The 18,539-nt window shown below is 72.8% G+C and carries 18 protein-coding genes; 11 read left to right on the top strand and 7 right to left on the bottom strand.

Features of this window, described 5'->3' with window-relative positions; genetic code table 11:
* Window positions 1-9: 9 nt before the first annotated feature.
* The 3 genes from SLAV_RS08440 to SLAV_RS08430 are packed head-to-tail and all read left to right on the top strand — an operon-like array spanning window position 10 to window position 3,334.
* Window positions 10-1,455, top strand: coding sequence for an ATP-binding protein (locus tag SLAV_RS08440; RefSeq protein WP_030237438.1), 1,446 nt, complete (start codon window positions 10-12; stop codon window positions 1,453-1,455).
* Window positions 1,452-1,973, top strand: coding sequence for a hypothetical protein (locus tag SLAV_RS08435; RefSeq protein ID WP_030237435.1), 522 nt, complete (start codon window positions 1,452-1,454; stop codon window positions 1,971-1,973). Before SLAV_RS08440 ends, SLAV_RS08435 begins: the two co-directional genes overlap by 4 nt.
* Window positions 1,974-2,026: 53 nt before the next feature.
* Window positions 2,027-3,334, top strand: a complete 1,308-nt coding sequence (locus SLAV_RS08430; protein ID WP_051841297.1) for a cytochrome P450 — start codon at window positions 2,027-2,029, stop codon at window positions 3,332-3,334.
* Here SLAV_RS08430 and SLAV_RS08425 read toward each other — a convergent pair.
* Complete coding sequence (locus SLAV_RS08425) at window positions 3,294-4,019, bottom strand: hypothetical protein (protein WP_030237431.1); 726 nt, start codon at window positions 4,017-4,019, stop codon at window positions 3,294-3,296. The genes SLAV_RS08430 and SLAV_RS08425 overlap by 41 nt on opposite strands.
* Window positions 4,020-4,120: 101 nt before the next feature.
* On the opposite strand from SLAV_RS08425, the gene ggt reads away from it, so the two are divergent.
* Window positions 4,121-5,920, top strand: a complete 1,800-nt coding sequence (ggt, locus tag SLAV_RS08420) for a gamma-glutamyltransferase (protein ID WP_030237428.1) — start codon at window positions 4,121-4,123, stop codon at window positions 5,918-5,920.
* 7 nt (window positions 5,921-5,927) lie between these two features.
* Here ggt and map read toward each other — a convergent pair whose 3' ends face one another.
* Window positions 5,928-6,695, bottom strand: coding sequence for a type I methionyl aminopeptidase (map, locus tag SLAV_RS08415; protein ID WP_030237427.1), 768 nt, complete (start codon window positions 6,693-6,695; stop codon window positions 5,928-5,930).
* 66 nt (window positions 6,696-6,761) lie between these two features.
* Here map and SLAV_RS08410 point away from each other — a divergent pair, with 66 nt between their 5' ends.
* The 7 genes from SLAV_RS08410 to SLAV_RS08385 all read left to right on the top strand — a co-directional run bounded on the left by SLAV_RS08410 (window position 6,762) and on the right by SLAV_RS08385 (window position 13,617).
* On the top strand, window positions 6,762-7,013 hold the full coding sequence (locus SLAV_RS08410; protein ID WP_030237424.1) for a helix-turn-helix domain-containing protein: 252 nt from the start codon (window positions 6,762-6,764) through the stop codon (window positions 7,011-7,013).
* Between the two features lie 113 nt (window positions 7,014-7,126).
* Window positions 7,127-7,288 (top strand): hypothetical protein, encoded by a 162-nt coding sequence (locus SLAV_RS40950; RefSeq protein ID WP_158740823.1) that lies wholly within the window; start codon window positions 7,127-7,129, stop codon window positions 7,286-7,288.
* Window positions 7,289-7,401: 113 nt separating this feature from the next.
* Window positions 7,402-8,814: a hypothetical protein gene (locus SLAV_RS08405; RefSeq protein WP_167456787.1), complete on the top strand. Its 1,413-nt coding sequence runs from the start codon at window positions 7,402-7,404 to the stop codon at window positions 8,812-8,814.
* Window positions 8,815-8,981: 167 nt separating this feature from the next.
* Window positions 8,982-9,824 (top strand): nitrilase-related carbon-nitrogen hydrolase, encoded by an 843-nt coding sequence (locus SLAV_RS08400; RefSeq protein ID WP_030237420.1) that lies wholly within the window; start codon window positions 8,982-8,984, stop codon window positions 9,822-9,824.
* Window positions 9,821-11,116 carry an aspartate aminotransferase family protein gene (locus tag SLAV_RS08395; protein WP_199922218.1) on the top strand — a complete coding sequence of 432 codons (1,296 nt, stop codon included), beginning with the start codon at window positions 9,821-9,823 and terminating at the stop codon, window positions 11,114-11,116. Before SLAV_RS08400 ends, SLAV_RS08395 begins: the two co-directional genes overlap by 4 nt.
* Before the next feature lie 25 nt (window positions 11,117-11,141).
* The gene (gene hydA, locus SLAV_RS08390) at window positions 11,142-12,542 is read left to right on the top strand and encodes a dihydropyrimidinase (RefSeq protein ID WP_030237414.1); all 1,401 of its coding nucleotides are present in this window, start codon (window positions 11,142-11,144) and stop codon (window positions 12,540-12,542) included.
* Between the two features lie 55 nt (window positions 12,543-12,597).
* A complete protein-coding gene (locus SLAV_RS08385; protein WP_030237411.1) occupies window positions 12,598-13,617 on the top strand; it encodes a TIGR03842 family LLM class F420-dependent oxidoreductase in 1,020 nt (339 codons plus the stop codon).
* Window positions 13,618-13,776: 159 nt separating this feature from the next.
* Here the strand turns inward: SLAV_RS08385 and SLAV_RS08380 are convergent, their stop codons facing one another.
* The 5 genes from SLAV_RS08380 to SLAV_RS08350 form a co-directional block, all read right to left on the bottom strand.
* The gene (locus SLAV_RS08380; RefSeq protein WP_030237409.1) at window positions 13,777-15,057 is read right to left on the bottom strand and encodes an NlpC/P60 family protein; all 1,281 of its coding nucleotides are present in this window, start codon (window positions 15,055-15,057) and stop codon (window positions 13,777-13,779) included.
* Window positions 15,058-15,114: 57 nt separating this feature from the next.
* Window positions 15,115-15,960, bottom strand: coding sequence for a hypothetical protein (locus SLAV_RS08375; RefSeq protein WP_051841296.1), 846 nt, complete (start codon window positions 15,958-15,960; stop codon window positions 15,115-15,117).
* 289 nt (window positions 15,961-16,249) lie between these two features.
* Entirely contained in the window at window positions 16,250-16,543 is a 294-nt protein-coding gene (locus tag SLAV_RS08365) for a hypothetical protein (RefSeq protein ID WP_030237400.1), read from the bottom strand.
* A gap of 670 nt (window positions 16,544-17,213) precedes the next feature.
* Window positions 17,214-18,185: a helix-turn-helix transcriptional regulator gene (locus SLAV_RS08355; RefSeq protein ID WP_030237397.1), complete on the bottom strand. Its 972-nt coding sequence runs from the start codon at window positions 18,183-18,185 to the stop codon at window positions 17,214-17,216.
* Window positions 18,164-18,397, bottom strand: a complete 234-nt coding sequence (locus tag SLAV_RS08350) for a hypothetical protein (protein ID WP_167456776.1) — start codon at window positions 18,395-18,397, stop codon at window positions 18,164-18,166. The genes SLAV_RS08355 and SLAV_RS08350 overlap by 22 nt, the downstream gene beginning before the upstream one ends.
* Window positions 18,398-18,539 lie beyond the last annotated feature (142 nt).

Below are 18,539 nucleotides of genomic sequence, written 5' to 3'. Positions count from 1 at the left end.
AAGGCCGCCGTGCGAAAGTTCGCGCCCCTCGGGCTGCGCACCCGCCTGATCGCGGCGTTCCTCCTCGTCGCCGCCATCTGCGCGGTCAGCACGGCCGCCCTCACCTACCGTCAGGCCCGCAGCGCCGTCCTCACCCAGAGCCAGGACACCGCCGTCAGCACCCTGCGCGACCAGCTGGAGGCCCAGGCCCTGACGCTGCCGATGGACCGGGCGCAGCTCCAGCGGGTCGTCAACGAGATAGGCAAGCGCGGCAAACCCCACCCCTGGACCGTCTACGCCGAGTACGGCACCCTGCGCGCCTCCTCCAACGTCACCCCCACCACCTCCGGCATCGTCACCGACGCCCTGCGCGCCCAGGTCGCCGACCATCCGCACGGCGCCTTCCAGCGGGTCGAGGACGAGCACGGCGAGCCGTACCTGACCATCGCCATGCCCGCCGTCTTCACCCACCACGGCGTCCGCGAGCCGACCGGCGCCGTCCTCTACGCCGTCATGCCGCTGCTCACCGAGCAGCAGACCGTCGACGCCATGGTCCAGGCCGCCCGGCAGGGCGCCATCCCCGGCCTCGCCATCGCCGTCGTCCCCGCCCTGCTCGCCGCCCGCAGCGTCCTGCGGCCCGTGCGCGACCTGCGACGGGCCGCCCAGAGCATGGGACGCGGGCGCCTCGACACCCGTATCGAGGTCCGCGGGGCCGACGAACTGTCCGGGCTGGCCCGCACCTTCAACGAGACCGCCGGAGCCCTGGAGGAGTCCGTCGCCGAACTGCGGGAGGCGGAGGTCCGCGCCCGCCGGTTCGCCGCCGACGTCTCCCACGAACTGCGCACCCCGCTCGCCGGGATGCTCGCCGTCACCGAGGTCCTCGACGAGGACGCCGAACGGCTCGACCCCGACACCGCCAAGGCGCTGCGGCTGATCAGCGCCGAGACCGGGAAGCTCGCCGTCCTCGTCGAGGACCTGATGGAGATCTCCCGCTTCGACGCCCGCGCCGCCGAACTCAACCTCGACGACGTGGACGTCGCCGAGGCCGTGCGCAAGACCCTGGAGCGACGCCACTGGGACGACGACCGGGTCGGCGCCGACCTGCCGCACGGGCTCCGCGCCCGGCTCGACCCGCGCCGCTTCGACGTGGTCCTCGCCAACCTCGTCGGCAACGCCCTGCGGCACGGCGGCGCCCCGGTACGGATCGCGGTGCGCACCGAGTCCCGCGAGGACGGGGAACGGCTGCTGGTCGAGGTGGCCGACAGCGGGCCCGGCATCGCCGCCGAGGTGCTCCCGCACATCTTCGACCGGTTCTTCAAGGCCGACGCCGCCCGGACCCGCTCCGCCGGCAGCGGCCTCGGGCTCGCCATCAGCCTGGAGAACGTCCGGCTGCACGGGGGCACCCTGAGCGCGGCCAACGCCGACGGCGGGGGAGCCGTGTTCACCCTCGACATGCCCCTGGAGACCACCGCGTGACCCTCCGTTCCGCGTCCGGCCGCCGCACCGCCGCGGCCGTCGCCGCCGCCCTGCTCGGCCCGCCGCTGGTCACCGGCTGCGGGATCAAACCCACCGGGGTCGTCGAGAGCGGCTCCGCCGCCCGGGTGCCGGTCGCCGCGCCCTCCCGGGCCCCGATCGCGTACTTCGTCACCGGCGAGGGGCGCCTGGTCCCCTCGCCCGATCCCGACTACGCCGACAACAGCCCGCAGGGCAGCCTGCAGTTGCTGTTGCGCGGACCCGGCTCGGTGGAGCAGGAAGTCGGGCTCGGCACCCGGCTCCCGCCGCTGGACGCGGGGGCGGCCGGGGGAGTCAGGGCCTTCTTCACCTCGGAGTTCCACCTGCAGGTCCGCGTCCCCTTCCCGGTGGCCGCGGTCGACCCCCTCGGCCTGAAGCAACTGGTGTGCACGGCCGTGTCCACCGCGGGACCGACCGTCCAGGTGTCGGTGCGCGGCCCCGACACCGAACTGGAGCCCACCCGCTGCGAGGCAGGGCGCTGACGCGGGCTCCGGCGCCCTTGCGCGGCGCCCCGCGTGCCGCCACCGTGTGGACCATGGACCGCGCCGCACCAGCCCCCGGCACCGCCTCCGACGCCGCCGGGATCCCGCCCTTTCCCCGGATCCCCGACGTGTTCGATCCGCGCCTCTACGCCGCGGGCGTCCCGCACGCGCGCTACCGGCTGCTGCGCGACCACCGGCCGGTCGCCTGGCAGGAGGAGCCGGAGGTCGGGGGCTGGCCCGCTGGCCCCGGGTTCTGGGCCGTCACCCGGCACGCCGACGTCGTCCGCGTCCTGCGCGACCACACCACGTACTCCTCCTGGACCGGCGCCACCCAGATCCGCGACCCCGACCCCGCCGACCTGCCCTTCCTGCGCAGCACCATGCTCAACCAGGACCCGCCCGCGCACGGCCGGCTGCGCCGCCTGGTCGCCCGCGCCTTCACCCCCGCCCGGGTCGACGCCTTCGCGGGCCGGGTCCGGGAGCGGGCCCGCACCCTGCTGGCCGCGGCCCGGGACGGCGCCGAGGCCGGCGTCGTCGACGTGGTGGCGTCCGTCACCGACGAGTACGCCCTGCTGAACCTGACCGACCTGCTGGGCGTTCCGGCCGCCGACCGGGGCCTGCTGCTGGAGTGGACCGTACGGGTCATCGGCTACCAGGACCCCGAGGACGCCCCGGCGCCGCTCCTCGGCCCGGACGGCACACCGCTGAACCCGCGGTCCCCGGCCCTGCTCGGCGAGATGTTCGCGTACGCCCGCGAACTGGCCGCGCACAAACGGGCACACCCGGGCGACGACGTGATGACCGCCCTGGCGCAGGCCGGGCTGGACCCCGCCGAACTGGAGATGTTCTTCTTCCTGCTGACCGTCGCCGGGAACGACACCGTCCGCAGCGCCGCCCCCGGCGGACTCCTCGCGCTCGCCCGGCACCCCGACGCCTACCGCCGGATCGCCGACGGCAGCGCCCCCGCCGACCGGGCCGTCGAGGAGCTCCTGCGCGTGCACCCGCCCGTGCTCAGCTTCCGGCGCACCGCCGCCCGCGACACCGAACTCGCCGGGCAGCCGATCCGCGCGGGGGACAAGGTCGTCGTCTTCCACGCCTCCGCCAACCACGACGAACGCGTGTTCACCGACCCGGACCGCCTCGACCCCGGCCGCTCCCCGAACCCGCACGTCTCCTTCGGCGACGGCCCCCACGTCTGTCTCGGGGCCCACTTCGCCCGCCTCCAGCTGCGCGTCCTGCACGAGGAGTGGCGCGCCGCCCTGCCCGCGCCCGAACTCGCCGGGGAGCCGCGCCGACTGGTGTCCAACTTCATCAACGGGATCACCCGGCTGCCGCTGCGGGTGTCCGGGCCGCCCGGGTGACGTCGGCGACGAGCTCGGTCACGTCCGGCCCGTAGGCATCGGAGTTGATCACCTTGAGCAGGAGGCAGAAGGAGTCGCCGCCGTGCGCGCGCGCCAGCTCCCGGTGGCGCCTGGCCAGGTAGCGGGCGGCCGCCTGGTTGCTGGTGGCGGTCTGCCCGCACAGGACGAACACCGGCCGCGTGCCCCGCTCCGTCACCAGCCGGGCCAGCAGCACGTACTCGGCCGCTCCGGCCTCCCAGCGGTACGTCTGTCCGTCCACCGTGATCGCCCCCCGGTCCGCGGCGGGCTCGGCCGCGACGACCATCCGTACCCCCGGCAGCAGGGACGCCAGGTGAGCCGTCGTACGGGAGTTGGAGGAGGGCCCGCCCACGCAGAACTCGGCGCGTTCGCCGAAGCCCTGCCGGGCCGCGTCGTGCGGGACGATCTGCACGGTCGCCCCGCAGTCGCGGATCAGGGCCGATATCTCCAGCAGCGCGAAGGCGTCGTTGCGGTGCAGCGAGGAATCCTTTCCGCCCATCTGCCGGTTGACCACGAACAGGCAGTCGGAGCCGGTCGGGAGTCCGAAGAAGGCCTGCTTGCGGCGTAGTTCGCGGCGCCACAGGTAGGTCCGGAAGAACCAGCCGAAGCCGCCGCTGACGGCGGTGGCCACCACCCCGAGCACGATGTTGCGCACGTCGTCGTCCATGCGGCGGATCGTAACGGCCGCCCGGCCTTCCTGACGCGGCCGGTTCCGTGAAGTTACGCTGCGCCTCGCAGGTCTGACAGGCCGTCGACTGGAGGAACCGGATGCGCCGTCCCGCAGCACGTCAGTTGGCCCTCGTCGCCCTCGCCGGGGCGCTCGTCTCGACGGGGGCCGCCGCGCCGCCGCCGGACACCGCCGCCCCGCCCAAGGTCCCGGTGGCCGCCGGTTACGGCGGAGCCGTGGCCAGCGTCGACGCGGACGCCTCCGCCGCCGGGATCGCGGTCCTGCGCGCCGGCGGCAACGCGGTGGACGCCGCCGTCGCCACCGCCGCCGCGCTGGGGGTCACCGAGCCCTACTCGGCGGGCATCGGCGGGGGCGGCTACTTCGTGTACTACGACGCCTCCTCCCGCCGGGTGCACACCATCGACGGCCGCGAGACCGCGCCCGCGAGCGCCACCGCCACCCTGTTCCAGGAGAACGGGGTCCCGATCCCCTTCGACCAGGGGCAGACCAGCGGCCGCTCCGTCGGGGTCCCCGGCACCCCCGCCACCTGGAAGAACGCCCTCGACGCCTGGGGCACCCGGCCGCTGGGGCAGCTCCTGCGGCCCGCCGAGAAGCTGGCGCGGGACGGCTTCACCGTGGACGCCACCTTCCGGGCCCAGACCGAGCTCAACCAGGACCGGTTCAAGGACTTCCCCGACACCCGCAAGCTGTTCCTGCCCGGCGGGCAGCTGCCGGTCGTCGGGTCCACCTTCAAGAACCCGGACCTGGCCGCCACCTACGCCGAACTCGCCCGCAAGGGCACCGGCGCCCTCTACCGCGGCCCGCTCGCGCAGGACATCGTCCGCGCCGTCCGCACGCCTCCCGTCGACCCGGCCGCCACCCGCGTCGTCCGCTCCGGCGACCTGACCACCGCCGACCTGAGCGCCTACGCCACCAAACGGCAGGCCCCCACCCAGGTGGCCTACCGTGGCCTGGACGTCTACAGCATGGCGCCTTCCTCCTCAGGTGGCACCACGGTCGGCGAGGCGCTGAACATCCTGGAGGGCACCGACCTGTCGAAGCTGTCCGAGGCCCAGTACCTGCACCGCTACATCGAGGCCTCCCGGATCTCCTTCGCCGACCGGGGCCGCTGGGTCGGCGACCCGGCCGCCGAGCAGGTCCCGACGCGCGAGCTGCTCTCCCAGCGGTACGCCGACACCCGCGCCTGCCTGATCAGGCCGGACCGCGCCCTGACCAGCCCGCTCGCCCCCGGCGACCCCCGGCACCCGGCCCCCTGCGCCGCGACCGGCCAGGTGGCCCCGACCACCTACGAGGGGGAGAACACCACCCACCTGACGGTCGCCGACCGCTGGGGCAACGTGGTGTCCTACACCCTGACCATCGAGTCCACCGGCGGCAGCGCCATCACCGTCCCGGGGCGGGGCTTCCTGCTCAACAACGAGCTGACCGACTTCTCCTTCGCCCCGGCCGCCCCGGGCGTGCCCGACCCGAACCTGCCGGGGCCGGGCAAGCGCCCGCGCTCCTCGATGTCCCCGACGATCGTCCTCAAGGACGGCCGGCCGGTGCTGGCCGTGGGTTCGCCGGGCGGCGCCACCATCATCACCACCGTCCTGCAGACCCTGCTGGGCCGCCTGGACCGGGGCCTGCCGCTGGTCGACGCCATCGCGGCCCCGCGCGCCAGCCAGCGCAACCAGACCACCACCGAACTGGAACCCGGGCTCTGGAACAGCCCCGTGCGCACCGAGCTGGAAGCCCTCGGCCAGGGCTTCCGCCAGAACCCCGAGATCGGCGCCGCCACCGGCGTCGAGCGCCTGCCGGACGGCCGCTGGCTGGCCGCGGCCGAGACCACCCGGCGCGGCGGAGGCTCGGCGATGGTCGTCCACCCGTACGGGAAGCCGTAGGGCGGGCCTACGGGGCGGTGAGGATCCTCGGGCCGCCGGCGGTGACGGCGACCGTGTGCTCCGCGTGGGCGGCGCGGCTGCCGTCCGTGGTGCGCAGGGTCCAGCCGTCGGCGTCGCAGGCGTAGCCGTCCGTACCGCCCGCGATCAGCATCGGCTCGATCGCGAGGACCATGCCGGGACGCAGCTTCGTGCCGCGTCCCGGCGGGCCCTCGTTGGGGACCCCGGGGTCCTCGTGCATGGTGCGGCCCACGCCGTGGCCGCCGAAGCCGTCCGGGATGCCGTAGCCGGCGGTGCGGCAGACGGTGCCGACGGCGTGCGCGATGTCGCCGACCCGGTTGCCGGGCACGGCCGCGGCGATGCCGGCCGCGAGGGCCGCCTCGGCGGTCTCGATCAGGCGCAGGTCGGCGGGGCGGGGCCGGCCGACGGTGAAGCTGACGGCGGCGTCACCGACCCAGCCGCCGAGCTCCGCCCCGCAGTCGATGCTGACCAGGTCGCCGTCGCGCAGCCGGTAGTCGCCGGGGATGCCGTGCACGATCGCGTCGTTGACCGAGGCGCAGACCACCGCCGGGAAGGGCACGGGCGCGAACCGCGGCCGGTAGCCCAGGAAGGGGGAGGAGGCCCCGGCCCCGTGCAGGACCGTCCGGGCCACGGCGTCCAGTTCCCGCAGGGACACCCCGACCCCCGCGGCCTTGCGTACGGCGGCCAGGGCGCGGGCGACCACCCGGCCGGCGGCGCGCATCTCGTCGATCTCTCGGTTCGTCTTCAGTTCCACCATGCCAATAACTATACCGGTATAACTTTACCGGGATGATTATTGGGGGCGGAGGGGTAGGCTGGGGGCATGGTCCGTACCCCCTTGACCCCCGAAGAGCGCGAGCGCGGCGAGCGTCTGGGCGCGCTGCTGCGCAAGGCCCGCGGCGACCGCAGCATGGTCGAGATCGCGGCCGGCGCGGGGCTCTCCTCCGAGACCCTCCGCAAGATCGAGACCGGGCGCGCCCCCACCCCCGCCTTCTTCACGGTCGCCGCGCTGGCCGAGGCCCTCGGCCTCTCCCTGGACGAACTCGTCCGGGCCTGCGTCCTCGTGCCCGCCTGACGGGGGACCCGCGCGCGGCGGGACGCCCGTGCCGGGGGAGTGTCCCGAGGCCGATCGGCGCAACCGGCGGTGGCGCCGCCCGGGCACGGGGCAGGTCTGACGGCATGCCAGCCGTGAACGAAACGAAACGCCTCGGTCTCGCCGCGCTCGGCGCGCTCCTCGCGGGGGGCCTGCTGCTCGCGGCCTGCGCCGACCCCGATGTCCAGACGCCCCCCAAGGGCCCCGGGGAGGTGGTCCTGCCCCACCGGGGCGACGGACTCCCGAGCCACGGGTAGCCGGCCCGCGCGCCGGGGCCGGAAGGTACACGATCGGGCCCGCGCGCGGGATCGCCGTCAAGCTTTGAGACTCCCGTAGCCCGCCCGTAACACGGGTGGGATCCAATGCGGTCATGGAGACGCCGACTGCGCTGGTGATCGGGCAACTCACGCAATACGTACGGGATTTGACACGGAGACTGGACCCCGGGGCGGGTTGGTACGGGGAGTTCCTGCGGCGGGATCCGGGTGGGGTGCGGGCCTGTCTGGAGGGGGTCGCGATACCGCCGTGGGACGTACTGGAGTCCCTGCTCGGGGACCTTCCGGGGGATCCGGAGGGCAGGGCCCGCGAGGCCGTCCACGCGGCGGGGCTGCGGGCCGCCGCCGTCGCCGCGTGGGACGCGATGCCGGGCGGGGCGCGGGAGCTGCGGCTCCAGCTCGACGAGGCGGCCGGACAGTGGGCCGCCTCGGAGGCGGCGCTGCACAGCCTGACCGACCGGCTCGGCGGCACCGGCGACCCGGGGGAGGCGGCCGCCCTGGCCCGGGAGCTCGCCTGGACCCGCGACGACGCGGCCCGCGCCGCCGCCCGCCACACGGACCTCACCACCCGCCTGCACGCACTGCCCCGGGCAGGCGTCCCGCGACAGCGCGACCCGGCCCCGTCCCGCACATGGCACCAGACCCCGGAGCCACCACTCCGGCCCCTGCCGCACCGGGATCCGGAGCCGGAGCGGCAGCCGGAGGTGGTGGCGGGCCCGGAGGTGGTGGCCGAGGCGGTCGGGAGGGCCGAAGGGCGGTGGTTACGGGGGGTGCGCCGGGCCGGTGGGGCGCGGTACGCGGGTGCGCCCTCCGCCGACGCGGTGCCGGCCACCGCCACCCCGACGGCCCCCCTCCCCGCCCCGCGCGGCGCCCGGTTCGCGGGCGGGGCCGTCGCGGACCCGGACCCGGCCGCAACCGGCCAACCGGCTGCCGCAACCGGCCAACCGGCTCCGGAGCGCGATCCGTTCGAACCCGCCGGCCAGGCACCCGCGCGGCGCGACTTCGTCGCCGAGCTGCTGGCCCTGCGGGAGCAGGGCCGTACCGGGGAGGCGCACGCGCTGCTCTGCGAGGCCGCCGCCTGGCCCGCCGAGCGGCTGCCCGCGCTCGCCGCCGAGCTCGCCCGCGCCGGGCTGTCCGCCGACTGGGCCACTCTGCTGTGGGAAGCGGCCTCGCTCCCGCCCGACCGGCTCGCCGCCGCGGCCGCCGCCCTCGGCGGGGCCGGCCGGGAGGGCGACTGCGACCGGCTGCTGCGCCAGGGCACGGCCCGTCCCGCCGCCGAGGTCGCCGAAGCCGCCCTCGTCCTCGGCGCCGCCGGGCGCGACCGCGAGGCCCGCACCCTGCTCGGCGCGTTCGTGCGCCTGCGCACCGCCGAGGAGGCGGCGGCCCTGGCCCGACGGGACCCGCACTGGTTCGCCCCCCGGCTGCTGGCCGAGGCCCGCGCCCTGTCCGGCACCCGGCACCGGGACCTGGCGCACGCCCTGCGCGTCGCGGGGATGCCGGCGAGCTGAAGCGCCCGTCTCCTGACCGCGAACGACCACCTGGCGACGTAACTTGATCGACTACTCCAACCGCGCACGGTGGTCTTGCCCCAGGCTGTGCCGAGGCCTACCTTCGACTCCCTACGCACACCGTCTACGTGCGTAGAAGTCGGCGTTCCCGTCGCGAGGAGCAGCTCATGGCCCAAGTCGTCCGCGCCGCACTCGTCCAGGCCACCTGGACCGGAGACACCGAGTCGATGATCGCCAAACACGAGGAGCACGCCCGCCGGGCGGCCGCCCGGGGCGCGAAGGTCATCGGTTTCCAGGAGGTGTTCAACGCCCCCTACTTCTGCCAGGTGCAGGAGCCCGAGCACTACCGCTGGGCCGAACCCGTCCCCGACGGCCCCACCGTGCGCCGGATGCAGGAGCTCGCCCGCGAGACCGGCATGGTGATCGTCGTCCCGGTCTTCGAGCTGGAGGCCGAGGGGTTCTACTACAACACCGCCGCCGTCATCGACGCCGACGGCAGCTACCTCGGCAAGTACCGCAAGCACCACATCCCGCAGGTCAAGGGCTTCTGGGAGAAGTACTACTTCCGCCCGGGCAACCTCGGCTGGCCCGTCTTCGACACGGCAGTCGGCAAGGTCGGCGTGTACATCTGCTACGACCGCCACTTCCCCGAGGGCTGGCGCGCGCTGGGCCTGGCCGGAGCCCAGCTGGTCTACAACCCGTCCGCCACCTCCCGCGGCCTGTCCGCGTACCTGTGGCAGCTGGAACAGCCCGCCTCCGCCGTCGCCAACGAGTACTTCGTCGCCGCCATCAACCGCGTCGGACAGGAGGAGTACGGCGACAACGACTTCTACGGCACCAGCTACTTCGTCGACCCGCGCGGCCAGTTCGTCGGCGAGGTCGCCAGCGACAAGGAGGAGGAACTCCTCGTCCGGGACCTCGACTTCGACCTGATCAAGGAGGTCCGCGACCAGTGGGCCTTCTACCGCGACCGCCGCCCCGACGCCTACGGAGGACTCGTACAGCCGTGACCAACCCCATCCCCCTGCACAGCCGCCACGCCGCCGTCCTGCCCGACTGGCTCGCGCTCTACTACGACCGCCCCATCGAGCTCACCCACGGCGAGGGCCGCCACGTCTGGGACGCCGACGGCAACCGCTACCTCGACTTCTTCGGCGGCATCCTCACCACGATGACCGCCCACGCCCTGCCCGAGGTCACCAAGGCCGTCTCCGAACAGGCCGGCCGGATCATCCACTCCTCCACCCTGTACCTCAACCGGCCGATGATCGAGCTGGCCGAACGCGTCTGCGCCCTGTCCGGGATCCCCGACGCCCGCGTCTTCTTCACCACCTCCGGCACCGAGGCCAACGACACCGCCCTGCTGCTCGCGACGACGTACCGCCGCTCCAACCAGATCCTGGCGATGCGCAACAGCTATCACGGCCGGTCCTTCTCCACCGTCTCGATCACCGGCAACCGCGGCTGGTCCCCGACCAGCCTCTCGCCGCTGCACACGTACTACGTCCACGGCGCCGTCCGCACCCGCGGCCCCTTCGCCGCCCTCCCCGACGACGGGTTCACCGCCGCGGCCGTCGCCGACCTGGAGGACGTGCTCGGCCAGGCCCGCGGCGGGGTCGCCGCCCTCATCGCCGAACCGATCCAGGGCGTCGGCGGCTTCACCTCCCCGCCCGACGGCCTCTACGGTGCCTTCCGCGAGGTCCTCGACCGGCACGGCATCCTCTGGATCAGCGACGAGGTGCAGACCGGCTGGGGCCGTACGGGCGAACACTTCTGGGGCTGGCAGGCCCACTCCCAGAACGGCCCGCCGGACATCCTCACCTTCGCCAAGGGCATCGGCAACGGCATGTCCATCGGAGGGGTCGTGGCCCGCGCCGAGGTGATGAACTGTCTCGACTCCAACTCCATCTCCACCTTCGGCGGTTCCCCGGTCACCATGGCCGCCGGCCTCGCGAACCTCGCGTACCTGCAGGAACACGACCTCCAGGGCAACGCCCGCCGCGTCGGCGGACTCCTCCTGGAACGGCTGCGCGCCGTCAGCGCCGGCGTGCCCGCGGTACGGGAGGTCCGCGGCCGGGGTCTGATGGCCGGCGTGGAACTGACGGAGCCGGGCACCGACCGGGCCGACCCGCGGGCGGCCGCAGCCGTCCTGGAGGCCGCCCGGACGCGCGGCCTGCTCCTCGGCAAGGGCGGTGGCCACGACACCAGCGTGCTGCGCATCGCACCGCCGCTCTCCCTCACCGTCGCCGAGGCGGAAGAGGGCGCCGAGATCATCGGACAGGCCCTCCGGACCATCCAGTAGCAGCCCAGCCCGTAGGGGGAGTTCCTTGAGCACGCGCACCCTGATCCGCGGCGGTCTGGTCGTGACCGCCGCCGACGAGCTCCACGCGGACGTCCTCGTCGAGGACGGCCGCGTCGCGGCCCTCGCCGCACACGGTTCCGCCGCGGCACAGGCCTGGACCGCCGACCGCACGATCGACGCGAGCGGGAAGTACGTCATCCCCGGCGGTGTCGACGCGCACACCCACATGGAGCTCCCCTTCGGCGGCACCTCCGCCTCGGACACCTTCGAGACCGGCACCCGGGCCGCCGCCTGGGGCGGCACCACCACCATCGTCGACTTCGCCGTGCAGAGCGTGGGCCGCACCCTGCGCGAAGGGCTCGACACCTGGTACGCGAAGGCCGACGGCAACTGCGCGATCGACTACGCCTTCCACATGATCCTCTCCGACGTCAACGAGCACACCCTGAAGGAGATGGACCACCTCGTGGGCGAGGGAGTCACCTCCTTCAAGCTGTTCATGGCCTACCCGGGCGTGTTCTACAGCGACGACGGACAGATCCTGCGCGCCATGCAGCGGGCCTCCGGCAACGGCGGGCTGATCATGATGCACGCCGAGAACGGCATCGCCATCGACGTCCTCGTCGAACAGGCCCTGGCCCGCGGCGAGACCGACCCCCGCCACCACGGAGAGGTCCGCAAGGTGCTCCTGGAGGCCGAGGCCACCCACCGCGCCATCCAGCTCGCCCGGGTCGCCGGCTCGCCGCTCTACGTGGTCCACGTGTCGGCCGAGGAGGCGGTGGCCGAGCTGGCCGCCGCCCGCGACAAGGGCCTGCCCGTCTTCGGCGAGACCTGCCCGCAGTACCTCTTCCTGTCCACCGACAACCTGGCCGAGCCCGACTTCCAGGGCGCCAAGTACGTCTGCTCCACGCCGCTGCGCCCGCGCGAACACCAGGCGGCGCTGTGGCGGGGACTGCGCACGAACGACCTCCAGGTGGTCTCCACGGACCACTGCCCCTTCTGCTTCCGCGGCCAGAAGGAGCTGGGCCGCGGGGACTTCTCCAAGATCCCCAACGGGCTGCCGGGGGTGGAGAACCGCATGGACCTCCTCCACCAGGCCGTCCTGGACGGGCACATCAGCCGCCGCCGCTGGATCGAGATCGCCTGCGCGACCCCGGCCCGGATGTTCGGCCTCTACCCGCAGAAGGGCACCATCGCGCCCGGTTCCGACGCCGACATCGTCCTCTACGATCCGCACGCCGAGCAGGTCATCTCCGCCGAGACCCACCACATGAACGTGGACTACTCGGCGTACGAGGGCAGGCGGATCACCGGACGCGTCGACACGGTCCTCTCCCGGGGCGAACTCGTCATCGACCGGCGCGAGTACACGGGCCGGGCCGGCCACGGGGCCTTCGTCCACCGTTCCACCTGCCAGTACCTCTAGGGGGCGCCGGGGCCCGCACGCCCCGGCGCCCGCACTCCCCAGCAAGGAGCGACGCATGGACTTCGGCCTCGTCCTGCAGACCGACCCGCCCGCCTCCCAGGTCATCAGCCTGATGAAGCGCGCCGAACGCAACGGCTTCCGCTACGGCTGGACCTTCGACTCCGCCGTGCTGTGGCAGGAGCCGTTCGTCATCTACAGCCAGATCCTCGCCAACACGCAGAAGCTCCACATCGGCCCGATGGTCACCAACCCGGGCACCCGCACCTGGGAGGTCACCGCCTCCACCTTCGCCACCCTCAACGACATGTACGGCAACCGCACCGTCTGCGGCATCGGCCGCGGCGACTCGGCCATGCGCGTCGCGGGCCGGGCCCCCAACACCCTGGCCCGCCTCGGCGAGGCCATCGAGGTCATCCGCGACCTCGCCGAGGGCCGCGAGGCGGTCGTGGACGGCAACCCGCTCCGCATCCCGTGGATCAAGGACGGCAGACTCCCCGTCTGGATGGCCGCGTACGGCCCGAAGGCCCTCGCCCTCACCGGCCGGAAGGCCGACGGCTTCATCCTCCAGCTCGCCGACCCGTTCCTCACGGAGTGGATGGTCAAGGCCGTCCGGCAGGCCGCGACCGAGGCGGGCCGCGACCCGGCCTCGATCACCATCTGCGTGGCCGCTCCGGCGTACGTCACGGCCGACGACTCGGCGGCCGCCCTCGCCCACGCCCGGGACCAGTGCCGCTGGTTCGGCGGGATGGTCGGCAACCACGTCGCCGACCTCGTCTCCCGCTACGGCGAACACTCGGGCATGGTCCCGGACGCCCTCACCGAGTACATCAAGGCCCGCCAGGGCTACGACTACAGCCACCACGGGCGGGCCGGGAACCCGTCCACGGACTTCGTCCCGGACGAGATCGTCGACCGCTTCTGCCTGCTGGGCCCGGCCGAGGCCCACATCGAGAAGCTCCGCGCCCTGCGCGACCTGGGCGTCGACCAGTTCGCCGTCTACGACATGCACGACGCGAGGGAGACGGTGATCGACGCCTACGGGCAGCACGTCATTCCGGCGATCAACAACTGCTGACGTTGAATTCGTGGTGCCGTGTCGTCGCCGGGGCAGTTCTGTTGGCCGGGCCGGTCTCGGTGGCCGTCGGCGTCCCGACGGTGGTGTCTGTCGCCGAGCGCCTGCCCGTCGTGCCCGGCACGCCGCTGGTGAGCGTGCCGGGCACGGGCTGAGCAAGGCCTACCTGGGCTGGCCCCAGTCGAGGTAGGCCAGGGTGCCGTCGTCGTTGCGGAGGTGGAAGCGGGCCTCGGAGGGGCGCCAGATGCCGATGTTGGCGGCGGGGCTGTTGTTGCCGCCGTCCCAGTTGGCGGAGACGGGGAGGTCGCCGGCCTGGCCCCAGTCGAGGATTTTCAGGCTGCCGTCGTCCATGCGGAGGTGGAACTGGCCTGTGGAGGGCCGGAAGACGCCCAGGTTGTCGGGGCCTGCGCCGTCCCAGTTGCCGGTGACGGGCAGGTCTCCGGCCTGGCCCCAGTCGATCTTGAGGAGCGAGCCGTCGTCGTTGCGCAGGTGGAAGGTCCCGTTGCGCCAGATGCCGATGTTCGCGGCCGGACCGCCGTCCCAGTTCCCTGCGACAGGAGTGTCGCCGGCCTGGCCCCAGTCGAGGATTTTCAGGCTGCCGTCGTCCATGCGGAGGTGGAACTGGCCCGTGGAGGGCCGGAAGACGCCCACGTTGTCGGGGCCCGCGCCGTCCCAGTTGGCGGAGACGGGCAGGTCTCCGGCCTGGCCCCAGTCGACGTAGGCGAGGGATCCGTCGTCGTTGCGCAGGTGGAACTTCCCGTCGCGCCAGACACCCACGTTGCCGGCCGGACCGCCGTCCCAGTTCCCCGCCACCGGCAGATCACCGCCGTTGGCGACATCGTCGGTGATGTTCTTGTAGCGCAGGGCGGAGTAACTGCTGGTGGGGTGCGAGGAGAGGGTGGCGCCGTACAGGTTGCCGTCGGTGTTGTAGTTCGTCGGTCGGCTGCGGCTGCTCTCCTGGTAGTAGTTGAAGGTTCCCGCCGACTTGTCGCGCCAGCCTGCGAAGAGGACGACGTGGTCATTGCTGTTGAGGATGTCGCCCGGCTGCAGATCCCACTTGCTGATCTGCGTGGAGACATCGGGCAGGTCGTATGTCGTGCGGCTGTAGGAAAGCTGCCAGGCCATGGAGACGAAGCCGGAGCAGTCCTGCCGGTAGCGGCCGCCGGTGCGGTCGTCGGACCACCAGCTGTAGGGGGAGGTGAGGCCGTTGGTGCTGTACGGGACCTGCTTGTCCACCCACACCTGGGCCCTGGATATGGCCTGGGTGCGGGAGACCTTGCCGCCGGGGGCGGCATTGTTGCCCAGCGATCCCGTCGAGGACACGGAGGCACTGGAGGCCTGGATGCTGTCGGCGTGGGCGGGCATGACGGACAGGACGAGCGAGGCGGCGCAGGCGGCGGTGACGATGCTCGCGGCGCGGAAGGCCGATGTCTTGACGGACAACGCGACTCCTTGTGAAGAGAGAAGTGAAGAAGGAAGATCAGTTGTGTTCCAGCCCGCTCAGTTCTGGGCGCCCAGCCCGGCGAGCACGTCGAGTACTGCGGCGTCGGTGCCGGTGTCGTGCGGCGGTCCGGGACGCTCGGCCAGCTCGTCGAACTGGAAGAGCGTGAGGTGGTCGCCCTGACGGACGACGTAGAGGTGGTTGGTCTGCACGTCGCGGGCGGACATGCCGCCGACTCCCGTCCAGTGCCGCGACCAGGCGGTGCCGTCCTTGACGGTTGCCGTGGTGGACACGACGGCGTCCTGCGGTGCTCCCTCACGGGCCTGGAGTTGGCGGGAAGTGGCCTGGCAGGTGTTCATGTCGGCGACCAGCTGGTCGTAGGCGCTGCCGGCGGACGAGGCATCGGGGAAGAAGAACAGCTGCTGACCGGCGGCGTTCTTGGCCGAACTCAGGTATCCCTGCTGCTGCCAGAGGGTGGCGCCGGCGACGTTCGCGCACTCGTTCAGCGTGATCTTCTGCCCGCGCAGTTCCTGGCTGGTCAGAGGACCGTCCGGCTTCCAGCCGAGGGCCTTCTCAACGGGCAGCTTCGCGAGGCCTTCCGGCAGGACGGCCGCGGTGCGCGCCGCGCTCCTCTCGCCCTGGGCGGCCTTTCCGCCTGGCGACTGGGAGGCGGGCGGAGCCGAGGACTGCTCGCTGCCCTTCGGGCTCGCCGACTCCTTGCCCTGCGGGGATGCGCTCAGCGAAGGCTCGGGGGTTCGGGCGGCTGAGACCGGGGCTTCGTGGGGCGCCGCGGCTGGCGCCGGTTTGGTGTCGGTGCGGCCGCAACCGGCCGTAGCCGTAGCTGCTGCGCACATGGCGAGGGCCACCGAGACGGCACTGAGGGTGGATCGGTTCAGTCTGGGCATGACGGTTCCCCGTGAGGTGAAGGGCATACGGAAATGGGGTGTTGAAGCAGCTGACGGGTGGCGTGGACGAACTCGCTCAGCGGATGGCGCCCAGCCATGTCCAGGTGCCAGAGCCCCTGGACCAGCTCGTCGGCCTCGGTCTGCACCTCGGTCCGCTCACACCGTCCAGGGAGCTGACGGGTGATGGGCGGCAACCGTCGACTCGCCTCGCTGAGGGCGATGGGGCGGCGGGGCCGCAATGGTGTTGCGGTCGGACGGCTCCGTGGCACCGGGTGTTGCGGTCGGTGGGCTACGTGAGCGGCTTCGGCGGGAGGTAGCGCCGGTTGAGCTGGGGTGAGGCCTGCTGGCTGTGGGTGAGCAGGGCGTGAGCGCGGCAGAGGGCGCTGGGCTCACATGGTGAACCGGGGCTCATGAGGTAGAGCAGGAATTCGAGTCGGCCGGAATCGGAGCGCGCGCTGACGTGCTGGAGTCCGATGTGGGGCAGGGCATGGGCCCACATGGCGTCCTCGGCCTCGGCCGCTTCGCCGGCTTCAGCGGCCTCGCCCGGCTGCCTGCGTGTCAGGCTGGCGTAGACAATTTCCACCCCGGCTCATCAGCCCCAGCCCAGGCTGTTGGAGGAGGGCTGTACGCCCCAGCCGAGACTGTCGGGGATCTCGGCGGTGGCCGGTGCGGGAGTCTTCGCCTCGGTGGCCATGGCGGCGCCGGACATGAGGATTATCGCGGTGAGGGAGACAGTGGCCACCGCGGCGGCCTGGGCGAGACGGGTGCGGATCACGACGAATGTCCTTAACTGCTGATGGGAGGGCTGTCCGGCACCGTTCGGGCGTCCCGCGGGTGACGCTCTGTCCGGTCGCCGTCAGGGGGTGTTTCCCTGGCGGCGATCACTAGCTTCGTCGCTCGCCGACAGGGCCGGAAGGCCTTGAAGGTGTCGCCTACCGGCCTGTCGGGATCCGGACAAGATGGCATGGGCATGTCAATCTCTGAGGCGCAGCCTCCCGGAGGACGGACACACTCGACCCGCGAGAATTACGGTGTCCCGCGGAGCCGCGCCCAATTACGGCGTCCAGGCCGTCGGGTGGACCGCAAGCGCATCGCCCGGGTGGTACGGGAACGCGGCATACGCGGTATCACCCGCCGCGGGCGGCGCTCGCTGACCCGGGCAGACACCAAAGCCCGGCCGGCCCCGGACCTGATCGGCCGCGGCTTCCACATCGTGTGCGATGCCGTCGGCTCCTCCGCGGCGTCCCCCGTGATCAGAGCCAGCCCTTCTGGGCGGCTTTGATCCCGGCTTCGAAGCGGCTGCCTGCACCCAGGCGTTCCATGATGGAGGACATGTGACGTCCGATGGTGCGCGAGGAAATACCGAGGCGCTGCCCCACCGCGTCGTCGGTCAGACCGGCGCCGAGCAGGAGCAGAATCCGGCGTTCGGTGGCGGTGAGGCTGGTTTGGGGGTCCTCGGGCTGGGTGGCGCCGAGGGGAACGGCCGTGTTCCAGGAGTGCTCGAAGAAGTCGAGCAGCGCGGCGAGGATGCCTGGTTCGGTGACGTGCAGGGCGCCCTTGCGGGTGTCGGCGGGGTCGATGGGTACCAGGGCTTGGGCACGATCGACGACGACCATGCGCTGGGGGATCGTGGGGGCGGTACGGACTCCGCTGCCGTGGCCGAGCAGCCATTGGGCGTAGGCGGTGATGTGGGGCTGGTTGCGGGTGGCGTCCTGGTAGAGGGTTCGCATCTTGATGCCGCGGCCGAGGGCCTCGGTGTCAGCGGGGCGGCTGGCCAGGAGGTCCTCGGGGCGTTGGCTGCCAGGCTGGCTGCTGAGGACTTCGGTGGTGGCAGAGCGGCCCATGCGTTCGAGGCGGCTGTGTATGGCGTCCATCCCCTGAAGGCGTTCGCCGTGGTTCGTCCCGTGCTCGGCGCGTTCGGCGACCATACGGGAGACGGCGGCGCGTGAGGCGGCGAGCTGGGCCTGGCGTGCGGCGAGTTCGGCCTCCTGGCCCGCGAGCAGGTCGGCGAGACCGATCTCGGGGCTCACCGCACGCATCTGGCCGGGCCGCTCGGCGGAGGCTTGTACGAGGGTGAGTCGGCTCAACTCGTCGAGATGGCCGTGTGCCTGGACGGGTGTCAGGGCGCAGTGCACGGCGATTTCGTCCAGGCTGTAGCCCGGATGGTCCAGCATGGCCTGGTACACCGCCACGGCCGCGGCGGTCAGGCCAAGTACCTCCAACATCGCATCCCCCGGATCATCGGCCGTATCGCGCGCTGCTCCTTGGCGTCCCGCCTGAGCCGGGCATTCGCCCGCCGCAACCGCTCCAACGCGTCACCTCCGCCGGCCGGCGCGGTCCCCGTACGCCGAACCCGGGACACCCAGCCTGCCGGCGTCGTCTCGTTGTTCCCCAGGTCCTCGGCGACCTCGGCGACCGTCTTGCCGGTCTCCGTCACGGCCTCCACGCTACGAGGGGAGGGACTCCTCGCCGGTTTCCCCGGCGGCAGCGGTGAAAGACTCACACCCGCCGCACGCCGTCGTATTGGACAAATGCGAGTCGCGGGCCTGTGTACCTTGTGAGCGCCGGGGGTAGCCGGC

This window comes from Streptomyces lavendulae subsp. lavendulae, assembly GCF_002803845.1.
GTDB classification, from domain to species: Bacteria; Actinomycetota; Actinomycetes; order Streptomycetales; family Streptomycetaceae; genus Streptomyces; species Streptomyces lavendulae.
The sequence above is the reverse complement of the archived record's forward strand: the minus strand, read 5'-3'. Positions and strand labels throughout refer to the sequence as shown.

What these genes read in the sequence shown, in the direction of transcription:
- map (WP_030237427.1), bottom strand. Translation starts at nt 6,695, where the DNA reads ATGGTGGAACTGAAGACGAACCGAGAGATCGACGAGATGCGCGCCGCC.
- SLAV_RS08430 (WP_051841297.1), top strand. Translation starts at nt 2,027, where the DNA reads ATGGACCGCGCCGCACCAGCCCCCGGCACCGCCTCCGACGCCGCCGGG.
- SLAV_RS08385 (WP_030237411.1), top strand. Translation starts at nt 12,598, where the DNA reads ATGGACTTCGGCCTCGTCCTGCAGACCGACCCGCCCGCCTCCCAGGTC.
- SLAV_RS08400 (WP_030237420.1), top strand. Translation starts at nt 8,982, where the DNA reads ATGGCCCAAGTCGTCCGCGCCGCACTCGTCCAGGCCACCTGGACCGGA.
- SLAV_RS08405 (WP_167456787.1), top strand. Translation starts at nt 7,402, where the DNA reads ATGGAGACGCCGACTGCGCTGGTGATCGGGCAACTCACGCAATACGTA.
- SLAV_RS08425 (WP_030237431.1), bottom strand. Translation starts at nt 4,019, where the DNA reads ATGGACGACGACGTGCGCAACATCGTGCTCGGGGTGGTGGCCACCGCC.
- SLAV_RS08410 (WP_030237424.1), top strand. Translation starts at nt 6,762, where the DNA reads ATGGTCCGTACCCCCTTGACCCCCGAAGAGCGCGAGCGCGGCGAGCGT.
- ggt (WP_030237428.1), top strand. Translation starts at nt 4,121, where the DNA reads ATGCGCCGTCCCGCAGCACGTCAGTTGGCCCTCGTCGCCCTCGCCGGG.
- SLAV_RS08355 (WP_030237397.1), bottom strand. Translation starts at nt 18,185, where the DNA reads ATGTTGGAGGTACTTGGCCTGACCGCCGCGGCCGTGGCGGTGTACCAG.
- SLAV_RS08375 (WP_051841296.1), bottom strand. Translation starts at nt 15,960, where the DNA reads ATGCCCAGACTGAACCGATCCACCCTCAGTGCCGTCTCGGTGGCCCTC.